Raw genomic sequence first — 21,567 nt, 5'->3', positions numbered from 1 at the left:
CCTACGGTCCCTCCTCGAATACGTTCCGGAGGTCGTCGAACAGCCCTATGTCGCACGGCTCGAGGCGCGCCTGCTGGGCGACTTTGACGATCGTCTGGGCGATTCCCCAGACGGCCCTGCGGTACTGCAGCGAGTACCCCGCCTCGCGCAGCCCGTAGAGGCCCATCTTCAGGTAGGGCGGTCCGAGGTCCGGGTGCGTGTACTGGACCGCCTCGGCGACCGGGGGCAGATCCAGGTGTGCGGGACTCAGCCAGAGAACAGGGACGATCGCATTGACCGTGTAGGGCCGGGCCCGGTGCTGCTCCGCCTGCCGCCGTGCGAAGGCGTCCCACTCCTTGCCGCACCATTCCCGGGAGAAGTACCTCTTGGTGTAGACGGGTACGAAGACCTGACAGGTCGCCAGCGCCTGCTTGAGGTTCTTCTCCCAGTCGGCGCCGATGCCCATCCGCCGGTCCAGGAAGCCGGGCGGCTGGGTGCCGTCGTGGTCGGTCAGTTGCATGACGTGGCGGCACAGCTCCCGGTGGAAGTCGACCAGATCCTGGTCCGGGTGCTCTCCACGCCGTTCTTCCTCGGTCGAGGGGACACGCGCGTAGCTGAGAAAGAAGTACGGGTCCTGTCCCATGGGGCTTGTGGAGCTCGCGAACGGCGGCGAGGAGGAGAACGGATGGCTCATGGCCTCGCCTCCCCCGTGATCACTGCCGACCGCCCGCCGACAGGGTGCCCCCGGCGGCGCGGCCGGTGCCCGAGCATCCATTGGAGCGCGAAGTCCCCTGCCGGTACTAGGGGTTGAGGGCAACAGATCATTGCGCCGACCGGTCGATTGCCTGTGTCGTCGCCCGCATGCCCGCCAAGAGACGCTCGCCCACACCGGTGGCCGCCCCGGCGTCGGCCAGCGTGTCCAGCGCGGCCAGCACCGCGTCACGCCAGTACGACGCCCGCCGGGCGGCGGCGTCGGTGCCTGATCCGGGCGCTGATCCGGGCTCTGACACGGGCGCGGTGCGCCGGGCGCGGATCCGCCAGACGTCGGCCACCGCGAGATGGGCGTAGACACCCTGAAGCACGGCGTCGGGCGGCCGAAGGTCCGCGCGCCAGGCGACCCGGTGCAGGCCGCGCTCCACGTCGACCAGGTCGTACATGTCCTGCAGCGCACCGAGCTTGACGTGCTGGAACTCGTGGATCAACAGGAGGGCGAGGTCATCGGCGGAAGGCGGCAGTACGATGCCGACAGCGCCGAACGCATGCCGGGACGTCTCGCTCACGGCCGGGGCCCCGAGCGGGGTCACCACGCGCAGTCCGGCGGCGAGCCCGTCGGCGTAGCGGGGGTATTCGGCCAGGATGATCTGCCATGCGCTGCCGAACGCCTCCTGCCAGCTGTGGAATTCGGCGGCGGTGAGCCGGGGCAGGACCGCGGACTGGTAGCAGGTCCGGTAGGGATCGGTGTCCTCCAGCGCCACCCGCGCCCCGTCCGCCTCCAGGAATCGCAGTGGCTCCCAGACAAGGGTGTCCGGCAGGGCGGTCAGCGGACGGCCCTCGACCGTGATCCCGCCGTGCTCTGCGGAGACCGTCAGCTCATGAGCACCACTGTTCACCAAAAGCCGCCCCAGTCCCGGAAGTTGTATGCCCCCTTCGCGCAGTGGCACCGTCAGACTCAGCCGCTCCCCCGTCCGGACAGCGGCGGCCAGGGCGATCTCGGCCGGCCGCCCCGGGTCGGGATCCGCCCCCTCACAGACCTCCAGCGCCCAGACCCGCAGATAGGGGTCGGCCAGCACCGCGTCCAGGGCGGCGGGAGACAGTGCAAAGATCGACTCCCAGGCCGCCGACGGGTGCGGAGCCGCCCGGTGAGCGGCCGCGAGAAGCACCCGTCGCAGGCTGCTCTGCGCCTGGGCCAACTCTCCGACGGCTGCGGCTGAGCCATGGCCGCCGGCCAGCTCGTCGAAGTGCGTCCGGCACAGGCCGTGCGAAGGAACGCTGTCATCGGCGCGTTCCACGTACTGGATCAGTTTCAGCAGATCGGTGCAGTACACCGAGGGGTTGTCGAAAGCGCCGGCCGTTGTCGAGGCCGGGGTCCGGAAGCGGTGGCCGTACAGTCCACCGCCGCACACCGCCACCACCGGGCACGCCCGGCACTGGGCCGACAGTCCATCCAGGCCCTGTCGCTGGGCCCGGATGCCGGGGTGGGCGGCAGCTTCGTCGAAGCGGTCGCGCGCCACATGGAAGCCTGTTTCCGGAGCGCCGTGGGCGACGGTCTTCAGCCAGTCCGCCTGTTCGATGGCGCCGTCGGCCTCCACGACGAGCAGGTCCGAACTGCCCAGACCCAGCGCCTCGGTAAGGCTGAGGCCGCCCTTGGCGAGCCGGGTGATCGACTCGAACATCCGGATCCGTACGGGCTTCCCGTCGGCCCTCCACCTCTCATGGACAGCGATCAGCCAGTCCGCGTAGTCCGTCTCTCCCCGCGGGCGCGGCGGCGGCCGGTCCCAAGTGGCATGCGGCAGCAGGAAGTCGATGCCCGGCGGGTCGAGTTCGACCAGGGCCCGGTACACCGCGACCGGATCGTTCTCCACATCGACCGTGCACAGCAGCCCGCCGAAGGCTCGCCGGTGGGCGGGCGCTCCAAGTCTGCGGACGGCTCGCACCACGTCGTCGTAGCTGCCGGCCCCATCGGCCCTGATCCGGTGCCGGTCGTTGGAGATACGGTCGCCGTCGAGCGAAATGCCGGTGACAATGCCCTCGTCGGCCAGCATGGCGCAAAACTCGTCGTCGAGCCGCAGCCCGTTGGTCTGCATGCGCAGGTCGAGACCGCTCACCCCGCGTAGCGCGCCGCGCAGTTCGCGGGCGAAGCCGCGCAGCCGCTCACGGCCGGCCAGCAGCGGCTCACCGCCGTGGAGCACCACATGCACGCGGGACAGGCCGTGCACGGCAGCGTGTTCGGCGATCCGGCCGGCGGTGAGCCGGAAGATCTCATCCGGCATGGTGACCGGGCGGCCGCGCCAACTCTGGTCCGCGTGTTGGTAGACGTAGCAGTGGTCGCAGGCCAGGTCGCACCTGCTGTGCACTTTGACCACAAACTGACGGAATGGCCGCGTCCCCGCCGTCACCTGAGCGTTCCCCCTGTCCGTCGATCAAGGCGAGGGCTGGGCGGACCCGGAGGACTGGAATGCGGACGCCGTCTCTCCGCGCGCCGAGCCCACCCGCGCCAGCACGGCGTTCTGAGCCGCCTCCGGCACCTGTCCCAGCGGGGTGCCGCTGTGGTCCTCGAGGGCGCCGAAGACAATCGCGGGCGGCTGCTCGTCGCTGGCCATAGGGGGGTCTCCTCGGGTGTGCGGCTCCGGGCGGCCTTCTTATCGTCACGCCGTGATTACGCAACGACAAGGCACCCACCGGCCAACTCGGGCGGAGCGCCTGCGCCGCGCCTCGTCCGTCTCCAGGAACTCGACGACCTCCTCGCCGAGCCTGTCACCGTTTTCTGCGGATGAGGATGACCGTCAGGGCGGCTAGTGCGGCCACCACAAGAACTACCGCCGCGCGCTTGGCGACCGGGACACCCGCAGTGCGCAGGAGGTCGATCGGCTCGGCCTCGTACCAGCCGGTGCGGCCGAACACGGCAGGCTCGGCACTGCCGGCCTCGGCACGGTCGGGGCGGGTGGCTGCGCCCTCCCCGGCGCCGGCGGGCGCGCTCGCAGACGGCTCGCCGCTCGCCAACTGCCGTGACACACAGTCGGCGAACTGGCCGACGAGTTTGTCGCCCACATCGGCCATGACCCCGCGGCCGAACTGGGCGGGCCGTCCGGTGATCGTCAGATCGGTGACGACCGTGACCGCCGTACCACCGTCGCCTTCGGCCAGTGTTCCGGTGACGGTGGCTCGCGCGGTGCCTTGCCCGCGAACTTCCTTGCCGTGCGCGGTCAGGACGATCCGGTGCGCCGACTCGTTCATCTCCTCGAAGGTGGCGGTGCCGAGGTAGGTCACGGTGATCGGGCCGACCTTCACCTTCACCCTGCCCATGATGTGCTCGCCGTCGAAGCCTTCCACGGTGGCGCCCGGCATGCAGGGGGCGATCCGCTCGATGTCGAGCAGCACCCGCCACGCCTCGCCGAGCGGGACAGGGACGGTGAACTGGTGTTGCAGCTCCATGGTCTTCTCCTCACACCGGCTTCAGAGGGGCCCGGTGGATCGCTCCGGCTGTTTGTGCCAGCGGGCTGCCACTGCCGCCCCAGCGCAGCGCGACGATCTCCGCCGCGATCGAGACCGCCACCTCCTCGGGAGTACGGGCGCCGAGGTCGAGGCCGATGGGCGAGCGCAGCCGCTCCAGCTCGGCTGCGTCGACTCCGTTCGCCCGCAGGCGCGCCAACCGGTCCTCGTGCGTACGGCGGCTGCCCATCACACCGATGTACGCGGCCGGGGTGCTCAGGGCCACTTCGAGCAGCGGGACGTCGAACTTCGGGTCGTGGGTGAGCACGCAGATCGCGGTCTTGTCGTCGACTTCGGTGCCCCCCAGATACCGGTGCGGCCAGTCGACCACCACCTCGATCCCGTCCGGGAAGCGGCGGGGGTCGGCGAAGACCGGGCGCGCGTCGCACACGGTGACCCGGTAGCCGAGGAACGCGCCGATCCGGACCACCGCGGCGGCGAAGTCGATCGCGCCGAACACAAGCATCCGCGGCGGCGGGGCGAAGGACTGGAGGAACACGGTGACGTCGTCCTCGCGCCGTTCGCCGTGCGGGCCGTAGTGACGCCGGCCTGTCGCCCCCTGCGCCAGCTCGCCGCGCGCGTCGGCGGTGACCGCGGCGTCGAGGCCGGCCGATCCGAGCGAGCCGGAAACCGCGTCCGGCCAGACGGCGAGTACGGCGCCGAGCGGGGCGGGGCCGTCGATCACGGTCGCCACCACGACCGGGCGGTGCTCGGCTACCGACGCCGCGACCTCGCCGAACGAGCCGTCGGCCACGGCCGAGACGGAGCGTACGAGGACGGTGATCTCGCCGCCGCAGGTGAGCCCGACGGCGAACGCGTCCTCGTCGCTGTAGCCGAAGGTCTGCAACTGCGCCCGACCGGTCTCGACGACGTCCTTGGCGAGGTCGAACACCGCGCCCTCCACGCAGCCGCCGGAGACGCTGCCCACGACCTGGTCGTCCGGGCCCACCGCCATCGCCGCACCGGGGCCGCGCGGCGCACTGCGGCTGACCGCGACGACGGTGGCGAGCCCGAACGGGCTTCCGGAGGCGTACCAGCGGCTCAGCGCCGGGAGGATCTCACGCATCGGCCGCACCTCTCACCACTGCCGCCAGGCGCTCCAGTGCGCCCAGGCTGTGCCCCTCGACGAACGCGTCCACGTGGGGCAGCGCCGCGGCCATTCCGGCCGCCAGCGGCTCGTATCCGGGGCGCGCCTTGCGCGGGTTGGCCCACACCACCCGGTGGGCCAGTCGGTGCAGCCGCCGCATCTGGGCCGCGAGCAGCGCCGGGTCCGAGCGCTCCCACCCGTCGGACAGCACGACGACCACCGCTCCGCGGGCGGTGCCCCGCTGCCCCCACCGGTCGAGGAATCCGCGGAGCATCTCGCCGAGCCGGGTGCCTCCGCTCCAGTCGGGCACCGCCGACGCGACAGCGGCCAGCGCCGCGTCCGGATCGCGGTGCGCCATTTCGCGGGTCACGCAGGTCAGCCGGGTGCCGATGGTGAACACCTCGGTGCGCGTACGGGCAGAGCTACCGGACGGCGAGCCGTGCGCCGCGGCATGCGCGAAGCGCAGCAGGGCGTCCGCGTACGGGTCCATCGAGCCGCTCACGTCCAGCAGCAGCACGACGCGGCGCGGCTTGGTGGCGGGGGCGCGGTGGCGCAGCCGCGCGGGCTCTCCGCCGCGGCGCAGCAACTCCCTTACGGTGCGCCGCGGATCGACGCCGCCGCGCCGGGCCGGTCGCAGCCGGGGAGTGCGGCGCGGCTCACCGCTCAGCGAGAACGCCGCGAGCAGCCGGCGCAGATGCGCGCGCTCGGCCGCGGACAACTCGGCCATGTCGCGGTGGCGCAGGACTTCCGCGGAGCTCGCAAGGGCGGCCGCGGGCGGCCCCCCGGCCCTTTCTTCCCCTGCTTCGAGAGGCGGGCGGGCCTCGGCGACCGGCACGCGGAGCACAGGCCCCGGGGCCGGGACGCGGCGCGCCCGGTCGGGGGGCCGCTGTTGCTGCGCGAAGTACGCCGCGAACACGCGCTCGTACCGCTCCAAGTCGTCCTGACTGCCGCACAGGGTGAGCCGGCCCGTCCAGTAGACGTCGGAGCGGCGCTCGGCCCCGAGGATGTCGAGCGCGCGCAGGAAGGTCTGCACGCGGTCAGGGCCCGTGGGGAGGCCGGCCTCGCGCAGTGCCCGGGCGAATCCGACGAGGACCGCCGTCGCGTCCACCGCTGGTGCCGCGGGCATGGCGTCACGCTCCCCGGGCGGCGAGGACCGCGGTCAGGTCGAGAGACCGGGCCCGTTCCGCGTCCTCGCGGTATTTGAGCACCGAGCCGAGCGTCGCGACGGCCAGCTCCGCGTCGAGTTCTGTCGCGCCGAGCGCGTCGAGGGCCTCGGCCCAGTCGATGGTCTCGGCCACACCGGGCGGCTTGAGCAGGTCCTGCGTGCGCAGTGTCTGCACGACGGCGGTCACCTGTGCGGCGAGCCGTTCGGTCACCTGGGGCTGGCGCCTGCGGACGATCGCGAGTTCGCGTTCGAAGCCCGGGTGGTCGAACCAGTGGTACAGGCAGCGCCGCTTCAGTGCGTCGTGGACCTCGCGGGTGCGGTTGGAGGTGAGTACGACGACGGGCGGCGACTGGGCCCGCAGGGTGCCCAGCTCGGGGACGGTGACGGTGTACTCGGAGAGCAGCTCGAGCAGAAAGGCCTCGAACTCGTCGTCGGCGCGGTCGACTTCGTCGACGAGCAGCACCGACGGCTGGGTCTCCAGCGCCTGCAGCAGCGGCCGCGCGATGAGGAACCGTCTGCTGTACAGCTCGCTCTCCAGCCGGTCCGCGTCGGTGATCCCGGCCGCTTCGGCGGCCCGCAGATGCAGCAGCTGGCGCGGGAAGTCCCAGTCGTACAGGGCCTGGGAGGCGTCGATGCCCTCGTAGCACTGGAGGCGGATCAGGGGTGCGTCGAGAACCTGCGCGAGAGCGGAGGCGAGCGCCGTCTTGCCCACGCCCGCATCACCCTCGCAGAAGATCGGCCGGTGCAGTTTCAGGGCCAGGAAGCAGGCGATGGCGAGACCGTCGTCGACGAGATAGCCGGTCTTCTCCAGTCTTGCTCGCAACTCGTCCGGCCCGTCCGTCACACCTGTCACTCCATCCCGGCCGCGGCCAGTACCGCTCGCCGGGTGAGCACCCGAGCGAGGTGTTCGCGGTACTCGCGCGACGCCGACAGGTCGGACGCCGGACGGGTGCCTTCCGCTGCCGCTTCGGCGGCCCGTGCCACCGCCGCCGGGTCGGCGTCGGCCCCGGCGAGCGCCTCTTCGGTGGCACTCGCCCGCAGGGGGGTCGTGCCCATGTTGGTCAGGCCGATACGGGACTCGGCGAGGTGGCCGTCGTCGCGCCGCACCAGCGCCGCCACGCCGACGACCGCCCAGGCCTGGGCGGACAGGTTGAACTTCTCGTAGTGGAATCCCCAGTTCTCCGTCTTCGGTACGCGGACCTCGACCAGCAGTTCGTCCGGCCGCAGCGCGGTCTGGAGGTAGTCGGTGAAGAACTCGGCAGCCGGGATGGTGCGCCGGCCCTGCGGCCCGGCGGCCACCAGCTCGCCGTCGAGGGCGAGCAGCACCGCCGGCAGATCACCTGCCGGGTCGGCGTGCGAGAGGGAGCCGCCGAGCGTGCCGCGGTGCCGTACGGCGGGGTCGGCGACCGTCTCGGCCGCCGCGGCCAGCAGCCCTGCGTGGCGGCGCACCAGCGGGTCGTGGATGACGTCGTGATGTGTGGTCATGGCCCCGATCACGAGCGAACCGGCGGCGGCGTCCTCGCGCACCCCGCGCAGTTCGGGGATCCGGCCGACGTCGACCAGCAGTTCGGGGAAGGCGAGCCGCAGACGCAGGATGGGGATCAGGCTCTGACCGCCGGCCAGGACCTTCGCCTCGTCGCCGCCGTCCGCCAGCGCAAGTACCGCCTCGTCGACCGTCTGCGGCCGCGCGTAGTCGAATGCAGCGGGAATCATGCCGTCGCCTCCTCGGCCCTGGCCTTTTTGACGGCCTGCCAGATCCGCTCCGGCGTGCACGGCATGGCCACGTCGCTCACGCCGAGCGGCCGCAGTGCGTCCACGACCGCGTTGACCACGGCCGGGGTTGACGCGATGGTCCCGGCCTCGCCGACGCCTTTGACACCCAGGGGGTTGGACGTCGCCGGGGTCTCGGTGCGGTCGGTGACAAAGCTGGGCAGGTCGGGTGCGGAGGGCACCAGGTAGTCCGCCATGGTGCCGGAGACCAGGTTGCCCTCGGTGTCGTACACCGCCTCCTCGAAGAGCGCCTGGGCGATGCCCTGGGCCAGGCCGCCGTGGATCTGGCCCTGGACGATCAACGGGTTGATCACCTTGCCGACGTCGTCGACGCAGACGTAACTGCGGATGCGGGCCCGGCCTGTCTCGGTGTCGACCTCGACGGCGCACAGGTGAGTGCCGTGCGGATACGAGAAGTTGTCCGGGTCGACCAGGTGCTCGGCGTTGATCGTCGGTTCCATGCCGTCGGGCAGGTCGTGCGACGAGAACGTCTCGAAGGCCACTTCCTGGATGGTCTTCGTCGCCTCGGGCGAACCCTTCACCGAGAAGGTGCCGCCGGAGAATTCCAGGTCGGCCTCGTTCGCCTCCAGCAGGTGCGCGGCGACCTTGCGGGCCTTGGCGACCACCTTCTGCGCGGCCTGGTGGACGGCGACCCCGCCGACCACGAGCGAACGGGAGCCGTATGTGTCCATGCCCTGCGGAACCGCCTTGGTGTCGCCGTGCACCACCTCGACATCGTCGAAAGGCACGCCGAGCTCGTCGGCCGCGATCTGGCTCCAGCAGGTGGCGTGCCCCTGCCCGTGCGGGCTGGTGCCGGTGACTACTTCGACCTTGCCGGTTGGCAGCATGCGGATAGTGGCCGCCTCCCAGCCACCGGCGACATAGCGTAGGTCGCGCAGAATCCGGCTCGGCGCTATGCCGCACATCTCGGTGTAGGTGGAGATGCCGATGCCGAGCCGCACCGGGTCGTTCCGCTCGTTCCGCACGCGCTGCTCGGCCCGCAGATCGTGGTAGCCGAAGAGGGCGAGCGCCCGGTCGGTGGCGGCTTCGTAGTTGCCGCTGTCGTAGGTGAGACCGGAGATCGAGGTGTACGGGAACTCGTCGTGGCCGATCCAGTTGCGCTGGCGCAGCTCCATCGGGTCGAGGCCGAGCTCCGCGGCCAGCTCGTCCATGGTCCGCTCGATCGCGAACGTCGCCTCCGGACGGCCCGCGCCCCGGTAGGCGTCGGTGGGGGTCTTGGTGGTGAAGACGCCGGTGCAGTTGAACGTGTACGCGTTCATCTTGTAGATCCCCGGGTACATGAACGCGCCCAGGATCGGGATGCCGGGTGTGATCAGCATCAGGTAGGCGCCCATGTCGGCGAGCAGGTCGACGCGCAGGCCGAGCAGCTTGCCGTCCCGGGTCGCCGCGAGCTCGATGTCCTGCAGCTGGCCGCGGCCATGGTGAGTGGCCTGATAGCCCTCCGACCGGGACTCGGTCCACTTGACCGGCCGGCCGAGCCGCCTGGCCAGAACGAGGGCGAGGGCTTCCTCGCCGTACACCTGGAGCTTGGAGCCGAAGCCACCGCCGACGTCCGGGGCTATTACCCGCAGCTGGTGCTCAGGGATTTTGGTCACCATCGACAGCGTCACCCGTGCGACGTGCGGGACCTGCGTCGATGAGTACAGGGTGTATTCGTTGGACGCTGTGGGCGGCGTGGCGACCACGGCCCTCGGCTCCATCGCGTTCGGGATGAGGCGCTGCTGGGTGTAGCGGCGGTGAACCACGACGTCGGCCCGGGCCTTCTCCGCTTCGTAGTCACCCGCGGCGAGCGGCCACGTGTAGCAGCGGTTGGTGCCCTTGTCGCCGTGCACCAGCGGGGCACCGTCGGCCAGCGCGTCCTCCAGGTCGAGCACGGGCGGCAGCGGCGTGTAGTCGACGTCCACGGCCTCCAGCGCGTCGGCCGCGGCATATCGGTCGCGGGCGATCACGACGGCCACCGGGTCGCCGACGTACCGGACCTCGTCGACCGCCACCGCCGGATGGTCGGGCATGATGATGTCCTCGGTCACCGGCCATACGCAGGGCATGGAGCCCATTTCGCCGGCCAGGTCGCGGCCGCTGAAGGCGGCGATCACCCCTGGCCGCTCCAGCGCGGGCGTCACGTCGACGTGGCCGATTGTGGCGTGTGCCATGGGGCTGCGAAGGATCGCCATGTGCAGCAGACCCGGGAGGGCGATGTTGTCCGTCCAGGTGGTCCGGCCGGTGACGAGCCGGGCGTCTTCCTTACGCGTACGGGAACGGCCGACCTCGCGTTCGGCGAGCTGCTCGGTCATGTCGGCGCCTCCTGCCCGGCTGTCGCCGGAGCCTTGAGCGGGTCCGGCGCGGTCGTCGTGACGGCTCCGGGCGAGGGGGCGCGACGGCGCCGCTCCTCGGCGGCGGCCGCGAGGACGGCGCGCACGATGTTCTCGTAGCCGGTGCACCGGCAGAGGTTGCCTTCGAGGCCGTGGCGGATCTCGTCGGGCGTGGGGTCGGGGTTCTCCTTGAGCAGGTCCCGGGCGGCCATGATCATGCCTGGCGTGCAGTAGCCGCACTGAAGGGCGTGCTGCTGATGGAACGCCGTCTGCAACGGATGCCAATCGCTGTCGGAGGCCAGGCCCTGGATGGTCGTCACCTCGCCCCCGTCGGCCTGGACGGCCAGCACCGTGCAGCTCTTGACGCTCTCACCGTCCAGATCGACGGTGCAGGTCCCGCAGTTGGACGTGTCGCATCCCACAGGGGTGCCGGTGAGGCCCAGCCGGTCGCGCAGATAGTGGACGAGCAGCAGGCGGGGTTCCACCTCGTCCTCGTACGCCGTGCCGTCCACCTTGAGCGAGATGCGGGTCATATGCCCTCCCAGATGCACGAACGAGATCAATACGGCGTTCTGATCCGATATGTGCAACTGTAAGTGGCCGCCATGGGACGCGCTAGCGCTCGGTCGGGCCTGGCGCGGGTGCCTCCGGGCCCATCTGGATGGACGCTGGAGGCATGTCGGGACGCCCGCCGATCGTCGTCCACCGGATCTCCGCCTCCGGTGGCCGCCGGGTCACGGTCCGGGACCAAATCATGGGCCTCGCCCATTCCGATGCGCATCTGCTGGAGTTCCTCCGCCAGGCCGGACTGCCGGACGCCGCAGACCTTCTCGACGACCCCACCTGGACCGAGTGGGTCGGCGACCGGCCTCACCAGTACGATCCGCTGGAGATCATGCCGTGACGAGCGCCGTTCCGCTTCAGCGGCGGCGCAGGGACGTGTCGGCAAGCGCAGGCGGTGTGTAGTAGGAGTCACCCCGGTTCACGTCCGTGCCCGGAGGCACGATCTCGTCGATCCGGTCCAGCACGTCCTCGCTCAGCTCGACGCCCACGCCTTCCAGCAGGTCCTCGAGGTGGGCGGGCGTCCGCGGGCCGATGATCACCGAAGTGACGGCCGGATGGGTCCGTACGAACGCGATCGCCAGGTGCGCAAGCTTCAGGCCCGCCTCGTCGGCGAGATTCCTCAGCTCGCCGACGGCCTCCAGCTTGCGGGCGTTGCCCGGCACCGACGGGTCGAACTTGTGCTGCTCGAGCGCGGCTCGCCCGCTGCCCGCCGTCAGGTCGACGTCCGACCGCTTCCCGTACTTGCCGGAGAGCCAGCCCGCGCTGAGCGGGCCCCAGGTCAGCACGCCCATGCCGTAGCGCTGGGCGGCCGGCAGCACCGCGGCCTCGACGCCCCGGGCCAGGATCGAGTACGGCGGCTGCTCGGTCCTGAAGCGGATGTGGCCGCGCCGCTCGGCCGCCCACTGGGCCTCGACGATCTGTTCCGCCGGGAAAGTGGAGTGGCCGATGGCGCGCACCTTGCCCGCGCGTACGAGGTCGGAGAGGGCGGACAGGGTCTCGTCGATGTCGGTGGCATGGTCGGGGCGGTGGACCTGGTAGAGGTCGATGTGGTCGGTGCCCAGGCGCCGCAGGCTGTTCTCGACGGCGCGGGTGAGCCAGCGCCGTGAGTTTCCCCTTTCGTTGGGATCCTCGCCCATCGGGCTGCTGCCCTTCGTGGCGAGCACGACGCCCTCCCGGCGGCCCTTGAGCGCCTTGCCGACGATCTCCTCCGATTCGCCCTGGCTGTAGATGTCGGCGGTGTCCACGAAGTTGATGCCCGCGTCCAGGGCCCGGTGGATCATACGGACCGACTCGTCGTGGTCGCCGTTGCCCCAGGCGCCGAACATCATCGCGCCGAGCGCGTATTCGCTGACCGAGATGCCGGTGCCACCGAGGGTCCTGCGCTTCATGAGGGCTGTGCCTTTCGTAGGTCGGGGGTGAGTGGTGCGCATTCGTGACGTCACGTCACATCCGCTATGGGATCCCGATGACGACCTTGCCCCGGATGTGCTTCCCGGCGAAGTCGACGACAACCTGTACGGCGTCGTCCAAGGAGTAGCGTGCGCCGATCTCGACCCGCAGGCGCCCGTCCGCCGCCCGGGCCGCCAGGTCTTCCAGATCACCGGGCTCGGCCTGGAACGAGCCGATGTAGACCGCGGAGACGTCGCCGCCCAGGTCATCGGGCCCGTAGAGCGGGGACACCAGCCGACCGCCCGGCCGGGCCACACGCGCCGTGCCCATGAGCCCGTCGCCCGAGTTGACCAGGTCGACGACGACATCGACGCCGTCGGGCACCAGGCGCAGGGTCTCCTCCACCACGTCGGCGGGCCCCGATCACGAGCACGCTCTCGCCCGCCGCGAGCCGGACGGCGCGCAGCAGGCAGACCGCGGTCAGGCCCGATTCGGGAATGCACGCTGCGTGCAGGCTTTCCAGGCCCGGAGGCCGCCGGGCCAGCAGAGGGCCGGGCGACGCCACCGTGTACTGGGCAACGGCACCCACGAATCCGGCGAAGGCGAGCACAGGATCACCCGGCGCGTAGCCGGAAACGCCCTCCCCCACCTCGGCCACGGTGCCTGCCGCGTCCATGCCGATCACCAGCGGGTGGTCGACCGGGTAGATGTCCTTCATGGCGCCGGTGATCAGCGCCAGGTCGAGCGGGTTGAGCGCTGCGGCCTCGACCTTGATCAGCACCTGGCCCGGTTCCGGGGTGGGTGTGGGGTGGTCGGTGACCGTGATCCGGTCCAGCGGCACGTAGTCGGTGGCGACGAGGGCTTTCACAGAGGACTCCCTGACGTGACGTGAGTAGGGGCTCGAGGGCACCCGGCGTGAGCCCACGCCTCTCTTCTACGCGGTCGGACCTGCCCAAGCGAGGAGCCCGACCGTACGAGCCGCCGAACGGGGACCGGGCCTGAACGGGGCTTCTGAGCGGTCATCGATGGGCGTGGATCACTGTGCGGCGGAAGTTACGGAGCACCGCCCCGGCGTCATCGGCACGGTGGGCCAGGTGGAAGTGGAGACCCGGCGTGGCCGGTGCCAGCGGAAGCAGAGTGACGCCCACATGCCGGAACCTGTGCATCTCCGCCGGCCCCAGGCCGACGCCAAGGCCGCAGGCGACGAGCCCGAGCAGAGTGTGAAGGTTGTCGGCCTCGTGGGCGATGTCCGGCTCGAAGCCCGCGGTGCGGCACACGGCGAAGGCGGCGTCGAAGGCCGCCGTCTCGTTCCGGCGTGAGGACAGGGGCCAGCGGATGGCCGGCCGGCAGCGCCGCGACCGGCGAGATCATTGCGGACAGCGGCCACTTCCTCCCTGAGGAACAGCCCGGCCAACTGGCGGCACACCTACTGGACTTCATGGCCGGAAGGCTCGTACCAGGCCGCTGGTGAGATGGCTCCCCGCATGCCTGCAGGCCAGTGGGCGACGCCGGCTGACTCCCCAGAACGCCACAGCCTGCAAGCGTGCGGCGGAAGCGATGACCCGGGGGCCGAGGCGGCCGGCACTGCGGTTATGACGACGACGACCAGTTCGAGGCTCTTCATGCGGTCAAGCCTGGACCGCGCCGAGCCGGGGATTAAGGCGTGTTCTTCCTGGGTGCGCGACGGCTACGGTGCTTCGCTGCCGACGGCAGCCGGTGCTCGTCCATACTGCTTCACGGTTGCCGCCAACCAGGAGGAGACCCATGGCCATCCCTGTGATCCTCGACTGCGACCCCGGGCACGACGACGCGTTCAACATCATGCTGGCCGCCGCACATCCGGCGATCGAGCTGCTCGCGATCACCACGGTCGCCGGCAACCAGACGCTGGAGAAGACCACGCTGAACGCCCGGCGGGTGTGCACCGTCGCCGGTGTCGAGGGGGTGCCGATCGGGGCCGGACGGGACCGGCCTCTGCACGGGGCGGTGTCGGTGGCCGCCGGCATCCATGGGGAGTCGGGCCTGGACGGACCCGGGTTCGGGGAACCCACCGTGCCGCTGGATCCGCGGGACGGGGTCACCCTGATCCGGGACACCCTGCTCGCGCATCCGGTGCCGGTGACGCTCGTGCCGACCGGACCGCTGACCAACGTGGCGGCGCTGCTGCTCGGCCATCCCCGGCTGGCCGAGCGCATCGAGCGCATTGTGCTGATGGGCGGTTCGACCGGCCGGGGCAACACCACGCCCGCCGCCGAGTTCAACATCGTCTGTGACCCGGAGGCCGCCGACATCGTGTTCGCCAGCGGTCTGCCGGTCACCATGATGGGGCTGAACGCCAGTCACCAGGTGCTGGCCACGGCTGATGTGATCGCGCGGATCGACGCGCTCGGCACCCCTCTCAGCCGGCTCTGCACCGAGCTGCTGACCTTCTTCGCCGCCAGATACCGGGAGGTCTTCGGCTTCGCGGCGCCGCCGCTGCACGACCCGCTGACCGTGGCGCACATCATCGATCCGCAGCTGGTCAGCCTGGTCTCCGCGTCGGTCGCCGTCGAACTGACCGGCACCCACACACGCGGTGCCACCGTGGTCGACCTGGACGGCGTCACCGGCCGCCCCGCGAACACGCATGTGGGGATGGACGTGAACGTCCCCGCCTTCTGGGACCTGATCGTCGACGCGGTACGCACCTTGGGCGGCCGCGGTCGTTCATGATCGGGCAGCGGGCTCGGCGCGGGTGAAGGTGCCCAGGCCGTTCTGATCGAGGTATTCGACGCGCACCTTTGACGCGGTGTCGCGGTCGCCGACGGTGAAGGTGACGCCGGTGAGACCGACCGCGTTCTCCCCCGTGGTGGCAAAACTGAACGTGTCGCCGTTGTAGTGGGTGAGGCGGAACCGCATGGGTTTCGGCCCGAGTTGGAGGGTGAGTTCGTCCCGGCCCGCCTGGCCCGCCGTGACCACAAGCTTTCCGTAGTAGGCGCTTTCGTACGTACCGGTGTACGCGCTGTCGGCGCGGGCCGCCTTGGGGTTCGCGGGCGGACCGGCGTAGTCGGTGGGGGACTTGGCGGCCTGCTCCTGCTGCTCGTAGATCCCGGCGACCAGCGGCAGCCAGTCGGCGGTGGGCTTGCCGTTCTGGGCGATGTCGAAGAATTCGAGGGCGACGGAGTCGGCCATGCCGACCGGTTGGCCGTTGGTGAGGACGACGATGCCGAGCTTCTCGCCGGGCAGCATCGTCACATTGGTGTTGGCGCCGAGCGCGAAGGCGCCGGAGTGGCTGAGGCGGAGCCTGCCGTGGTCGTCGAAACTGACGTTCCAGCCCAGGCCGTAGAAGCCGGTGCGGCCGGCCGGGGCCGCCGGCGGCTGGGAGAGCGTCTCGGGCAGGTGGGTATGTTCCAGGCTTTCGGCGTCGATGATCTGCCGGCCGTCGAGCTTCCCGTTCGCCAGCTGGAGCCGCAGCCACCGGGTCATGTCGCCGGCGGTGGAGCTGACGCCGCCGGCCGGCGACTGCGCGTCCGCGTCCCGTACGAACTTCGCCTGCCAGCTGCCGTCTTCGGTCTTCACGTGGGTGACGGCCTTGTCCGACGCCTTCTCGTAGTCGGCGAAGAGGGCGCTGGTGGAGTCCATTCCGGCCGGCTCGAACAGGGTGTCGTCGCTGAGTTTCTCCCAGCTGACGCCCTTGGCGCGGGCGACGGCCTCCGCGGCCGCGGTGACGCCGAAGTTGGTGTACGCGTAGCTCGCGCGGAATGCCTCGAGCGGCTCGTACTTCAGATGGCTCAAGATGTACGTACGGTCGTAGCCGAGGTCCTCCAGCAGATCGCCGGCGTGGTCGGGCAGCCCGCTGCGGTGCGAGAACAGATCCGCGATGGTGACATGGCTGGTCACCCAGGGGTCCTTGAGGGCGAAGCCGGGGAGGTGGCCGGCCACCGGTTCGTCCCAGCTGACGACCTTTTGCCCGACGGCCCCGGCGACGACGGTGGATGCGAGCGGCTTCGACAGCGACGCCAGCTGGAACACGGTGTCGGGCCCAACCTGCGCGGACTGGCCGATCTTTCGCTCGCCGAAGCCCTTGAGGTAGACCACCCGGTCCCCGTATACGACGCCGACGGCCGCGCCGGGCACGCCGGTTCGCTTCATCGCGTTCTCTACCACACCGTCGAGCTTGCCGATGGCGCCATCCACATCGGCCTTGGTGAGCTGGGGCGGGGGCTGGGGTGGGGGTGCCTGCGGAGCGGACGGCGAGGGAGAGGGCGAGGGTGACGGGCTCGGCGCGGCGGCGCCGGATGTAAGGGCTGTCGCCGCGGTCAGCAGCACGGCCAGGCCCGATAGGGCGAGCGAACGGCTTCTGCGTAGTCGTACGCCCTTCGCAGCATGCATACATTCCATTGAACGCCCGCCGTGGGACGTTGTCGCCCGCAGGCGTTCGGGTGCTTCAGGGCACGCGGACGATGAGCAGCTGGCCGTGCGCGGTGAGGGGCTGGGCGTCGGCCATGCTGCGCACCCAGCTGACGATCGCGTACCGCCCCGACCGCATCGGCATCCGCAGCATCACCTCCCGGCCCGACGAGAGCGGCGGGGTGCCGAGTTGTCCCGCGAAGTCGAAGGGTGCGGACTGCGTCTCGCCCTTGAAGTAGGCCACGATGTCGGCCTCGGTGACCGAGTCGTCGACGATGGGATACAGGCGGGCCTCGTCGACCTGGTCCCGCATGGCGTTCACATAACGAAGGGGCTGGTCAGAAAGGATCCGGCCGCTCAACGTGAAGCGCGGGACGCCGCCAGCGGCGTCGACGGCCGTCAGCGTGGCACAGGGACGCGGTGGGCTGCTGCCCGAATTGGGAGTTGTGACGGTGAGGGGACGCACGTACTCCGCTCCCGGCGGCGGATTGCGGCCGAGCGCGCCCGCGAAGTCCAGGTACTCCAGGACCAGATAGGCGCCGGGCTTCAGCCGGAGGGTGAACGTGGAGTCCGTGCCGGGATGGGGCGCGGCGCCGCCGAACTGCTCGGCGGTGGCCATCAGTTCCCGGGAGGCCCGGATGACCGCCGCCGGCTCCTCCGCGGCGAACACCTGCCTCATGCGGGTACGGAACTGGTCCTCGGTCGCTCCGTTGCGCAGCTGCGCGATACCGACGGTTCCGGTGCGCCAACTGGTGGTGCGCACCCGGAAGGTCACAGCCCCGGCCGGGGCGGTCGCCGGGGAGACGAATCCGTCCTCGCCGGTGACGATCTCCAGGGGTCCGGTCCGCTTCGGCAGCGCGGCCCCGGTGAGCGCCGTAACGCACGCAGCCGCCCCGGCGGCCAACACGCCGCGTCTGTTCCACATCTCCACCGCTGCTCCTCCGGTAGGTACTGCGCGCCTGATCGGGCATCCAGTGAAGCCGGGTTCGGCGGGGCAAGAAAGGTGGCATCAGCGCGCTCCTCGCGCGCCTGCGGCGTGCGCCTGCGAGGCACCGATACGGTCGCCACAAACCACCGCCTGGAGACATCACTTCGCGGAGACACCGATGCACATCGACCCGACCGACCCTGAGACGTTCGAAGCGGAGCCGGACGCCGACATCGCCCCTCATCACGACGATCGCCTCTTCGATTCCGATCCGGACTCGGCGAATGAAGCCGACCGCGCGGAGCAGGCCCGTGTCGTCGAGCTGCACGACGACGAGTACAGATAGCGCTACGAGTCGGTGCGCAGCGACGACGTGTCGCTGCGCCAGGCGGCGAGGAGACAGTCGGCGAGACGGCTCTCGAGGTGCTCCGTCGCATCGATGCCGAATGCGATGTCGGCCTCCAGCTGCGGCTCCTCTTCCAGGAGGCCCGCGATGACCTCGCGCCGCACAACCTGTTCGTGCACCGCGTCGGCTTCGACGTGCTCGTTGTAGAAGAGCTCCGCGGCGGGCCCGGCCCCGGTGCGGTTCATGGCCGCGGCCAGTCGCCTCGATCCGGGAGAGGAGGTGATTTCAACGGCGGCGAAGTGTCCCACCAGGGAGCCGCGCAGGGCCCGGTGCAGACCGAACAGCGACATGAGGTTCACGGTGGCAAGCGCCTGTGCTGAACCGGAATTCAGGTAGTGGCCGTATGTCGTGTCGAGGCCGAGACCGGTCATGAGGTCCGCAAAGAGTTGGGCGTGGACCCGCTCCGCCCGCCCTCCGCCGAATTCGTCGAACTCCACGGCGGCCATGCCGGCCTTGGCGCGCCCCCACAGCCGCGGCAGCACCCAGGCGTGCGGATCGGCCTCCTTGAGGTGATAGAGCGACCGTTGCGCCGCGTATTCGCGCACCTGCCACAGCTCTCCCTCGTCCTGGAGGAAATGCGAGACGCCGGTGCCGTTGACCGGCTCCACCAGAAGTTCCGCCAATGCGTCGTCCACGGTTTCATGGCGGGTGGCGTCGGCGCGCAGTGCGTCAAGGAATCGGCCCTCGAGCAGGGAACGCACGCCCAGGAGCGCCGGGTCCCATTCGAGTGCTGCATCGACGCCCGCAAAGCCGCGGTAATGGAGCTCGTAGGTCATATAGAGAGCGAGCTGCAGATCGTCCCCGTAAGGGTCCGCCTTTTGCACGGTCTGGCTTCCTGGCAGCGTTGTTTCACCGCCGAGGTAGCGGATGATGGCCGCCGAGAGTTCACCACGCTCCCGCGGCAGCTCAGGTCCCTGCTGTTCTGTGGCCATATCCCCCCGGTACCCCGTGATCGTCCCTTTATCGGGCGGATGCTCCACGCAGGTGGGTTCCTCCGCCCGAGCTGTCGCACACCCGCGCAACGAGTCACGATGTGAAACGTGGAGCACCGCGAGCCGTGGATCATCTACGCCAATTTCCAGTCCGAGGTGGCCGTCGATCTGGCGTCCCACGAGGTGCTGGAGCAGTGGGCGGCACAGGCACCGCGCAAGATCTGGCTGGCGCGCCCCAGTGACGTGCTGGTCTCCCCCGTGCCGCTCAGCCGGGACTTCCGGCGTTACGCGGGAGAGCTGCTGGGCGTGCCGTACGACTCCGTGGCCGTGGTGACCGTACCGGCGACGCCGGGTGTGCCGATGGCGGAGGCGGTACGCCGGGCCGGGCTCATGGACGAGCTCCGGGCGCTGATCGCCGGGCGGGAGGGGGTCAAATTGCTGCCCACCGCACTGGACGTCCCTTCGGTCGCACTCGCCGCGGAGCTGGAGGTGCCGGTAGTCCCCTATGGGCCCGGCGGAGTGGGCACGAGTGCGCTGGACGTGACGTCCCGGCTCAATACGAAGTCCGGCTTCCGCGCAGTCGCTCGTGACCTGGGGATGCGGCTGCCGCCCGGGCAGGTCTGCCGACGCGATCGACTGACGCGGACGGTGGCTGAACTGCTGGCGCGGTACGAGCGGGTGGTGGTCAAGCCCGACCGCTCCGCCGGTGGTCACGGGGTGCGGTTCGTCTCTCGTACTGAGCACGCCGACGCGTCCTGGGAGCGGGACTGGCCGGCCGGCCTCGTCGGTGCCGACGGGGACTGGGTGGTCGAGCAGTGTCTCGACGTGGCCCGGTCGGTCAGCGTCCAGCTGGAGGCGTGCCGCAGCAGGCCCCGGCCGATGTTCAGCGGCGAGATGCGCACGTCCGGCGGGTCCTTCACCGGCTACGTATCACCCCTCGAAGACATGGCGGAGGACTCCGCGAAGGAGCTGGAGCAGTGGGGCATGGCGCTGGGGCGCTACTTGGCTCGGCAGGGGTACGCCGGCCCGTACGGACTGGACGCGGTCCTCGCTTCGGACGGCAGGCTGTACGCCACGGAGAGCAACGTCCGCCGGACGGCCACCACCACCCCGCACGTCATGGTCGGCCGCCTCGGCCGCGCTGCTGGGCTGAGCTCCCCCGCATGGCTGATCGCGAATGGGCGGTCCAGAGCCGCGTACGGATTCGCCGACGCCGTGAAACTCCTGCGGGCGGCAGGGCTGGGCTGGAATCCGGCCCGCGGGGAGGGGGTGATCCTGTACGCGGACGCTCCCGCGGACGGCGTGTCCTGGCGGTACGCGGTGATCGGTGCCGATCCGGCCAGGACGGCGGAGATCGAGGCGCGGCTGACGCGGGAGATGGAGCTGCTCCCCTAGCGCAGGGCTGTTCATCGAGTTCGAGTTCGAGTTCGTCGAGTTCGAGTTCATCGAGTTCATCGAGTTCATCGACAACCCTTGTCCCGACGTCGGTGGCTGGTGTCGCACCAGGGGTACGACCGGCTGCGCCGGCATGCGCACAGCGCCACGGTGAAGCGGTCCGACGTCACGCTGCTCCCGTCCTCGAGGAGCACCTCGACGGGGCCTTCCACGAGCACCGGGCCGTCCTTCGTCACGGTGACGCGACGCGGCCGTTCACTGGGGTCGGCAGGCACGGATGATCACCAGCTCTTCCTTCTCCTGGCCGGGAGCGATCAGCCCCTGGTCCTCCAGCCACTGCGCCCGCGAGCGCATGACGGGCCCGAACGGTATCCAGCGCCGGTCGGTCACCGCTGTTCCGAGGCCGCCCAGCGCGAGGCGCTCCAGCGTGGAATCCACACCGCACACGGCGGAGTGCACCAGCAGCAGCGCTCCGCCCGGCCGCAGCAGGGCGGCGGCACCGGCGCATATCCGGTCCACCAGGGCCCGGCCGTCGCGGCCCGCGTCCCAGGCGCGTGCCGGTCCGCCGCGCGGCGGCTGGCCCCCGGGGGAGGGCACGTAGGGCGGGTTCGTCACGATGAGGTCGAATCGGCGGCCCGCGGCGGGAGTGAGCAGATCGCCGTGGAGCACTTCGACGTCGAGGCGGGCGAGGGCCGCGTTGAGCCTGGTGGCCAGCACGGCCCGCCATGCCGTGTCGACGGCGGTCACCCGGGCCCCGCGGCGCGCGGCGGCAAGGGCGAGCGCTCCGCCGCCCGTCCCGACGTCGAGTACGTCTGCGCCGGGTCTGAGCGGTTCCCGGTCCAGGGCTTCGGCCAGCAGAAAGGTGTCTTCCTGCGGCGGGTACACACCAGGCGGCACTACCAGCGGGCCGCCCGCGTCGCCTGTGTCACGAGACAGAGTCGTCATGGACCCCGGGTGCCCCATGAGCCGGGAAGATCACAGGGTGGGGAGCATTTCTTTACTAATGCCGCGTACATACACC

The 21,567-nt window shown here is 70.6% G+C and carries 23 protein-coding genes; 4 read left to right on the top strand and 19 right to left on the bottom strand.

Features of this window, described 5'->3' with window-relative positions; genetic code table 11:
• Window position 1 precedes the first annotated feature (1 nt).
• From QFZ67_RS35210 to QFZ67_RS35165, 10 genes are all read right to left on the bottom strand, one after another.
• Window positions 2-673 (bottom strand): TIR-like protein FxsC, encoded by a 672-nt coding sequence (locus tag QFZ67_RS35210; protein WP_307665088.1) that lies wholly within the window; start codon window positions 671-673, stop codon window positions 2-4.
• A 127-nt stretch (window positions 674-800) separates the two neighbouring features.
• Window positions 801-3,062: an FxsB family cyclophane-forming radical SAM/SPASM peptide maturase gene (locus QFZ67_RS35205; protein ID WP_307665087.1), complete on the bottom strand. Its 2,262-nt coding sequence runs from the start codon at window positions 3,060-3,062 to the stop codon at window positions 801-803.
• A 57-nt stretch (window positions 3,063-3,119) separates the two neighbouring features.
• On the bottom strand, window positions 3,120-3,299 hold the full coding sequence (locus tag QFZ67_RS35200) for an FXSXX-COOH protein (RefSeq protein ID WP_307665086.1): 180 nt from the start codon (window positions 3,297-3,299) through the stop codon (window positions 3,120-3,122).
• Window positions 3,300-3,453: 154 nt separating this feature from the next.
• Entirely contained in the window at window positions 3,454-4,131 is a 678-nt protein-coding gene (locus QFZ67_RS35195) for an SRPBCC family protein (protein ID WP_307665085.1), read from the bottom strand.
• Between the two features lie 10 nt (window positions 4,132-4,141).
• Window positions 4,142-5,254 (bottom strand): XdhC/CoxI family protein, encoded by a 1,113-nt coding sequence (locus QFZ67_RS35190; protein ID WP_307665084.1) that lies wholly within the window; start codon window positions 5,252-5,254, stop codon window positions 4,142-4,144.
• Window positions 5,247-6,401 carry a VWA domain-containing protein gene (locus QFZ67_RS35185; protein ID WP_307665083.1) on the bottom strand — a complete coding sequence of 385 codons (1,155 nt, stop codon included), beginning with the start codon at window positions 6,399-6,401 and terminating at the stop codon, window positions 5,247-5,249. The genes QFZ67_RS35190 and QFZ67_RS35185 overlap by 8 nt, the downstream gene beginning before the upstream one ends.
• 4 nt (window positions 6,402-6,405) lie before the next feature.
• Window positions 6,406-7,293, bottom strand: a complete 888-nt coding sequence (locus QFZ67_RS35180) for an AAA family ATPase (RefSeq protein ID WP_373430164.1) — start codon at window positions 7,291-7,293, stop codon at window positions 6,406-6,408.
• On the bottom strand, window positions 7,290-8,153 hold the full coding sequence (locus tag QFZ67_RS35175; RefSeq protein WP_307665081.1) for a xanthine dehydrogenase family protein subunit M: 864 nt from the start codon (window positions 8,151-8,153) through the stop codon (window positions 7,290-7,292). The genes QFZ67_RS35180 and QFZ67_RS35175 overlap by 4 nt, the downstream gene beginning before the upstream one ends.
• Window positions 8,150-10,525: a xanthine dehydrogenase family protein molybdopterin-binding subunit gene (locus QFZ67_RS35170; RefSeq protein ID WP_307665080.1), complete on the bottom strand. Its 2,376-nt coding sequence runs from the start codon at window positions 10,523-10,525 to the stop codon at window positions 8,150-8,152. The genes QFZ67_RS35175 and QFZ67_RS35170 overlap by 4 nt, the downstream gene beginning before the upstream one ends.
• A complete protein-coding gene (locus QFZ67_RS35165; RefSeq protein ID WP_307665079.1) occupies window positions 10,522-11,076 on the bottom strand; it encodes a (2Fe-2S)-binding protein in 555 nt (184 codons plus the stop codon). The genes QFZ67_RS35170 and QFZ67_RS35165 overlap by 4 nt, the downstream gene beginning before the upstream one ends.
• A gap of 143 nt (window positions 11,077-11,219) precedes the next feature.
• On the opposite strand from QFZ67_RS35165, the gene QFZ67_RS35160 reads away from it, so the two are divergent.
• Window positions 11,220-11,447, top strand: coding sequence for a hypothetical protein (locus tag QFZ67_RS35160; RefSeq protein ID WP_307665078.1), 228 nt, complete (start codon window positions 11,220-11,222; stop codon window positions 11,445-11,447).
• Between the two features lie 16 nt (window positions 11,448-11,463).
• Here QFZ67_RS35160 and QFZ67_RS35155 read toward each other — a convergent pair whose 3' ends face one another.
• The 4 genes from QFZ67_RS35155 to QFZ67_RS35140 form a co-directional block, all read right to left on the bottom strand.
• On the bottom strand, window positions 11,464-12,495 hold the full coding sequence (locus QFZ67_RS35155; RefSeq protein ID WP_307665077.1) for an aldo/keto reductase: 1,032 nt from the start codon (window positions 12,493-12,495) through the stop codon (window positions 11,464-11,466).
• A 64-nt stretch (window positions 12,496-12,559) separates the two neighbouring features.
• A complete protein-coding gene (locus QFZ67_RS35150; RefSeq protein WP_307665076.1) occupies window positions 12,560-12,880 on the bottom strand; it encodes a zinc-binding dehydrogenase in 321 nt (106 codons plus the stop codon).
• Window positions 12,762-13,364 carry an alcohol dehydrogenase catalytic domain-containing protein gene (locus QFZ67_RS35145; RefSeq protein ID WP_307665075.1) on the bottom strand — a complete coding sequence of 201 codons (603 nt, stop codon included), beginning with the start codon at window positions 13,362-13,364 and terminating at the stop codon, window positions 12,762-12,764. The genes QFZ67_RS35150 and QFZ67_RS35145 overlap by 119 nt, the downstream gene beginning before the upstream one ends.
• Before the next feature lie 151 nt (window positions 13,365-13,515).
• The gene (locus QFZ67_RS35140; RefSeq protein WP_307666084.1) at window positions 13,516-13,821 is read right to left on the bottom strand and encodes a LysR substrate-binding domain-containing protein; all 306 of its coding nucleotides are present in this window, start codon (window positions 13,819-13,821) and stop codon (window positions 13,516-13,518) included.
• Between the two features lie 439 nt (window positions 13,822-14,260).
• Here QFZ67_RS35140 and QFZ67_RS35135 point away from each other — a divergent pair, with 439 nt between their 5' ends.
• The gene (locus tag QFZ67_RS35135; RefSeq protein ID WP_307665074.1) at window positions 14,261-15,208 is read left to right on the top strand and encodes a nucleoside hydrolase; all 948 of its coding nucleotides are present in this window, start codon (window positions 14,261-14,263) and stop codon (window positions 15,206-15,208) included.
• Here the strand turns inward: QFZ67_RS35135 and QFZ67_RS35130 are convergent.
• Complete coding sequence (locus QFZ67_RS35130; protein WP_373430163.1) at window positions 15,203-16,876, bottom strand: serine hydrolase; 1,674 nt, start codon at window positions 16,874-16,876, stop codon at window positions 15,203-15,205. The genes QFZ67_RS35135 and QFZ67_RS35130 overlap by 6 nt on opposite strands.
• 46 nt (window positions 16,877-16,922) lie before the next feature.
• Window positions 16,923-17,810, bottom strand: coding sequence for a hypothetical protein (locus tag QFZ67_RS35125; RefSeq protein WP_307665072.1), 888 nt, complete (start codon window positions 17,808-17,810; stop codon window positions 16,923-16,925).
• A 181-nt stretch (window positions 17,811-17,991) separates the two neighbouring features.
• Between QFZ67_RS35125 and QFZ67_RS35120 the strand changes: the two genes are divergently transcribed.
• Complete coding sequence (locus tag QFZ67_RS35120) at window positions 17,992-18,159, top strand: hypothetical protein (protein ID WP_307665071.1); 168 nt, start codon at window positions 17,992-17,994, stop codon at window positions 18,157-18,159.
• 2 nt (window positions 18,160-18,161) lie between these two features.
• Here the strand turns inward: QFZ67_RS35120 and QFZ67_RS35115 are convergent, their stop codons facing one another.
• A complete protein-coding gene (locus tag QFZ67_RS35115; protein ID WP_307666083.1) occupies window positions 18,162-19,151 on the bottom strand; it encodes an iron-containing redox enzyme family protein in 990 nt (329 codons plus the stop codon).
• A gap of 108 nt (window positions 19,152-19,259) precedes the next feature.
• Here QFZ67_RS35115 and QFZ67_RS35110 point away from each other — a divergent pair, with 108 nt between their 5' ends.
• A complete protein-coding gene (locus QFZ67_RS35110) occupies window positions 19,260-20,546 on the top strand; it encodes a peptide ligase PGM1-related protein (protein ID WP_307665070.1) in 1,287 nt (428 codons plus the stop codon).
• A 65-nt stretch (window positions 20,547-20,611) separates the two neighbouring features.
• On the opposite strand, the gene QFZ67_RS35105 is transcribed toward QFZ67_RS35110, so the two are convergent.
• Complete coding sequence (locus QFZ67_RS35105) at window positions 20,612-20,821, bottom strand: CDGSH iron-sulfur domain-containing protein (protein ID WP_307665069.1); 210 nt, start codon at window positions 20,819-20,821, stop codon at window positions 20,612-20,614.
• A complete protein-coding gene (locus QFZ67_RS35100; protein WP_307665068.1) occupies window positions 20,802-21,491 on the bottom strand; it encodes a HemK2/MTQ2 family protein methyltransferase in 690 nt (229 codons plus the stop codon). Before QFZ67_RS35100 ends, QFZ67_RS35105 begins: the two co-directional genes overlap by 20 nt.
• Window positions 21,492-21,567 lie beyond the last annotated feature (76 nt).

Source organism: Streptomyces sp. V1I1 (genome assembly GCF_030817355.1).
In the GTDB taxonomy this organism is placed as follows: Bacteria; Actinomycetota; Actinomycetes; order Streptomycetales; family Streptomycetaceae; genus Streptomyces.
The sequence above is the reverse complement of the archived record's forward strand: the minus strand, read 5'-3'. Positions and strand labels throughout refer to the sequence as shown.

Bases quoted from the DNA above. Each gene is read 5' to 3' on its own strand.
- QFZ67_RS35210 (WP_307665088.1), bottom strand. From the start codon at position 673: ATGAGCCATCCGTTCTCCTCCTCGCCGCCGTTCGCGAGCTCCACAAGC.
- QFZ67_RS35200 (WP_307665086.1), bottom strand. From the start codon at position 3,299: ATGGCCAGCGACGAGCAGCCGCCCGCGATTGTCTTCGGCGCCCTCGAG.
- QFZ67_RS35195 (WP_307665085.1), bottom strand. From the start codon at position 4,131: ATGGAGCTGCAACACCAGTTCACCGTCCCTGTCCCGCTCGGCGAGGCG.
- QFZ67_RS35190 (WP_307665084.1), bottom strand. From the start codon at position 5,254: ATGCGTGAGATCCTCCCGGCGCTGAGCCGCTGGTACGCCTCCGGAAGC.
- QFZ67_RS35185 (WP_307665083.1), bottom strand. From the start codon at position 6,401: ATGCCCGCGGCACCAGCGGTGGACGCGACGGCGGTCCTCGTCGGATTC.
- QFZ67_RS35175 (WP_307665081.1), bottom strand. From the start codon at position 8,153: ATGATTCCCGCTGCATTCGACTACGCGCGGCCGCAGACGGTCGACGAG.
- QFZ67_RS35170 (WP_307665080.1), bottom strand. From the start codon at position 10,525: ATGACCGAGCAGCTCGCCGAACGCGAGGTCGGCCGTTCCCGTACGCGT.
- QFZ67_RS35165 (WP_307665079.1), bottom strand. From the start codon at position 11,076: ATGACCCGCATCTCGCTCAAGGTGGACGGCACGGCGTACGAGGACGAG.
- QFZ67_RS35160 (WP_307665078.1), top strand. From the start codon at position 11,220: ATGTCGGGACGCCCGCCGATCGTCGTCCACCGGATCTCCGCCTCCGGT.
- QFZ67_RS35155 (WP_307665077.1), bottom strand. From the start codon at position 12,495: ATGAAGCGCAGGACCCTCGGTGGCACCGGCATCTCGGTCAGCGAATAC.
- QFZ67_RS35135 (WP_307665074.1), top strand. From the start codon at position 14,261: ATGGCCATCCCTGTGATCCTCGACTGCGACCCCGGGCACGACGACGCG.
- QFZ67_RS35130 (WP_373430163.1), bottom strand. From the start codon at position 16,876: ATGGAATGTATGCATGCTGCGAAGGGCGTACGACTACGCAGAAGCCGT.
- QFZ67_RS35125 (WP_307665072.1), bottom strand. From the start codon at position 17,810: ATGTGGAACAGACGCGGCGTGTTGGCCGCCGGGGCGGCTGCGTGCGTT.
- QFZ67_RS35120 (WP_307665071.1), top strand. From the start codon at position 17,992: ATGCACATCGACCCGACCGACCCTGAGACGTTCGAAGCGGAGCCGGAC.
- QFZ67_RS35115 (WP_307666083.1), bottom strand. From the start codon at position 19,151: ATGGCCACAGAACAGCAGGGACCTGAGCTGCCGCGGGAGCGTGGTGAA.
- QFZ67_RS35100 (WP_307665068.1), bottom strand. From the start codon at position 21,491: ATGACGACTCTGTCTCGTGACACAGGCGACGCGGGCGGCCCGCTGGTA.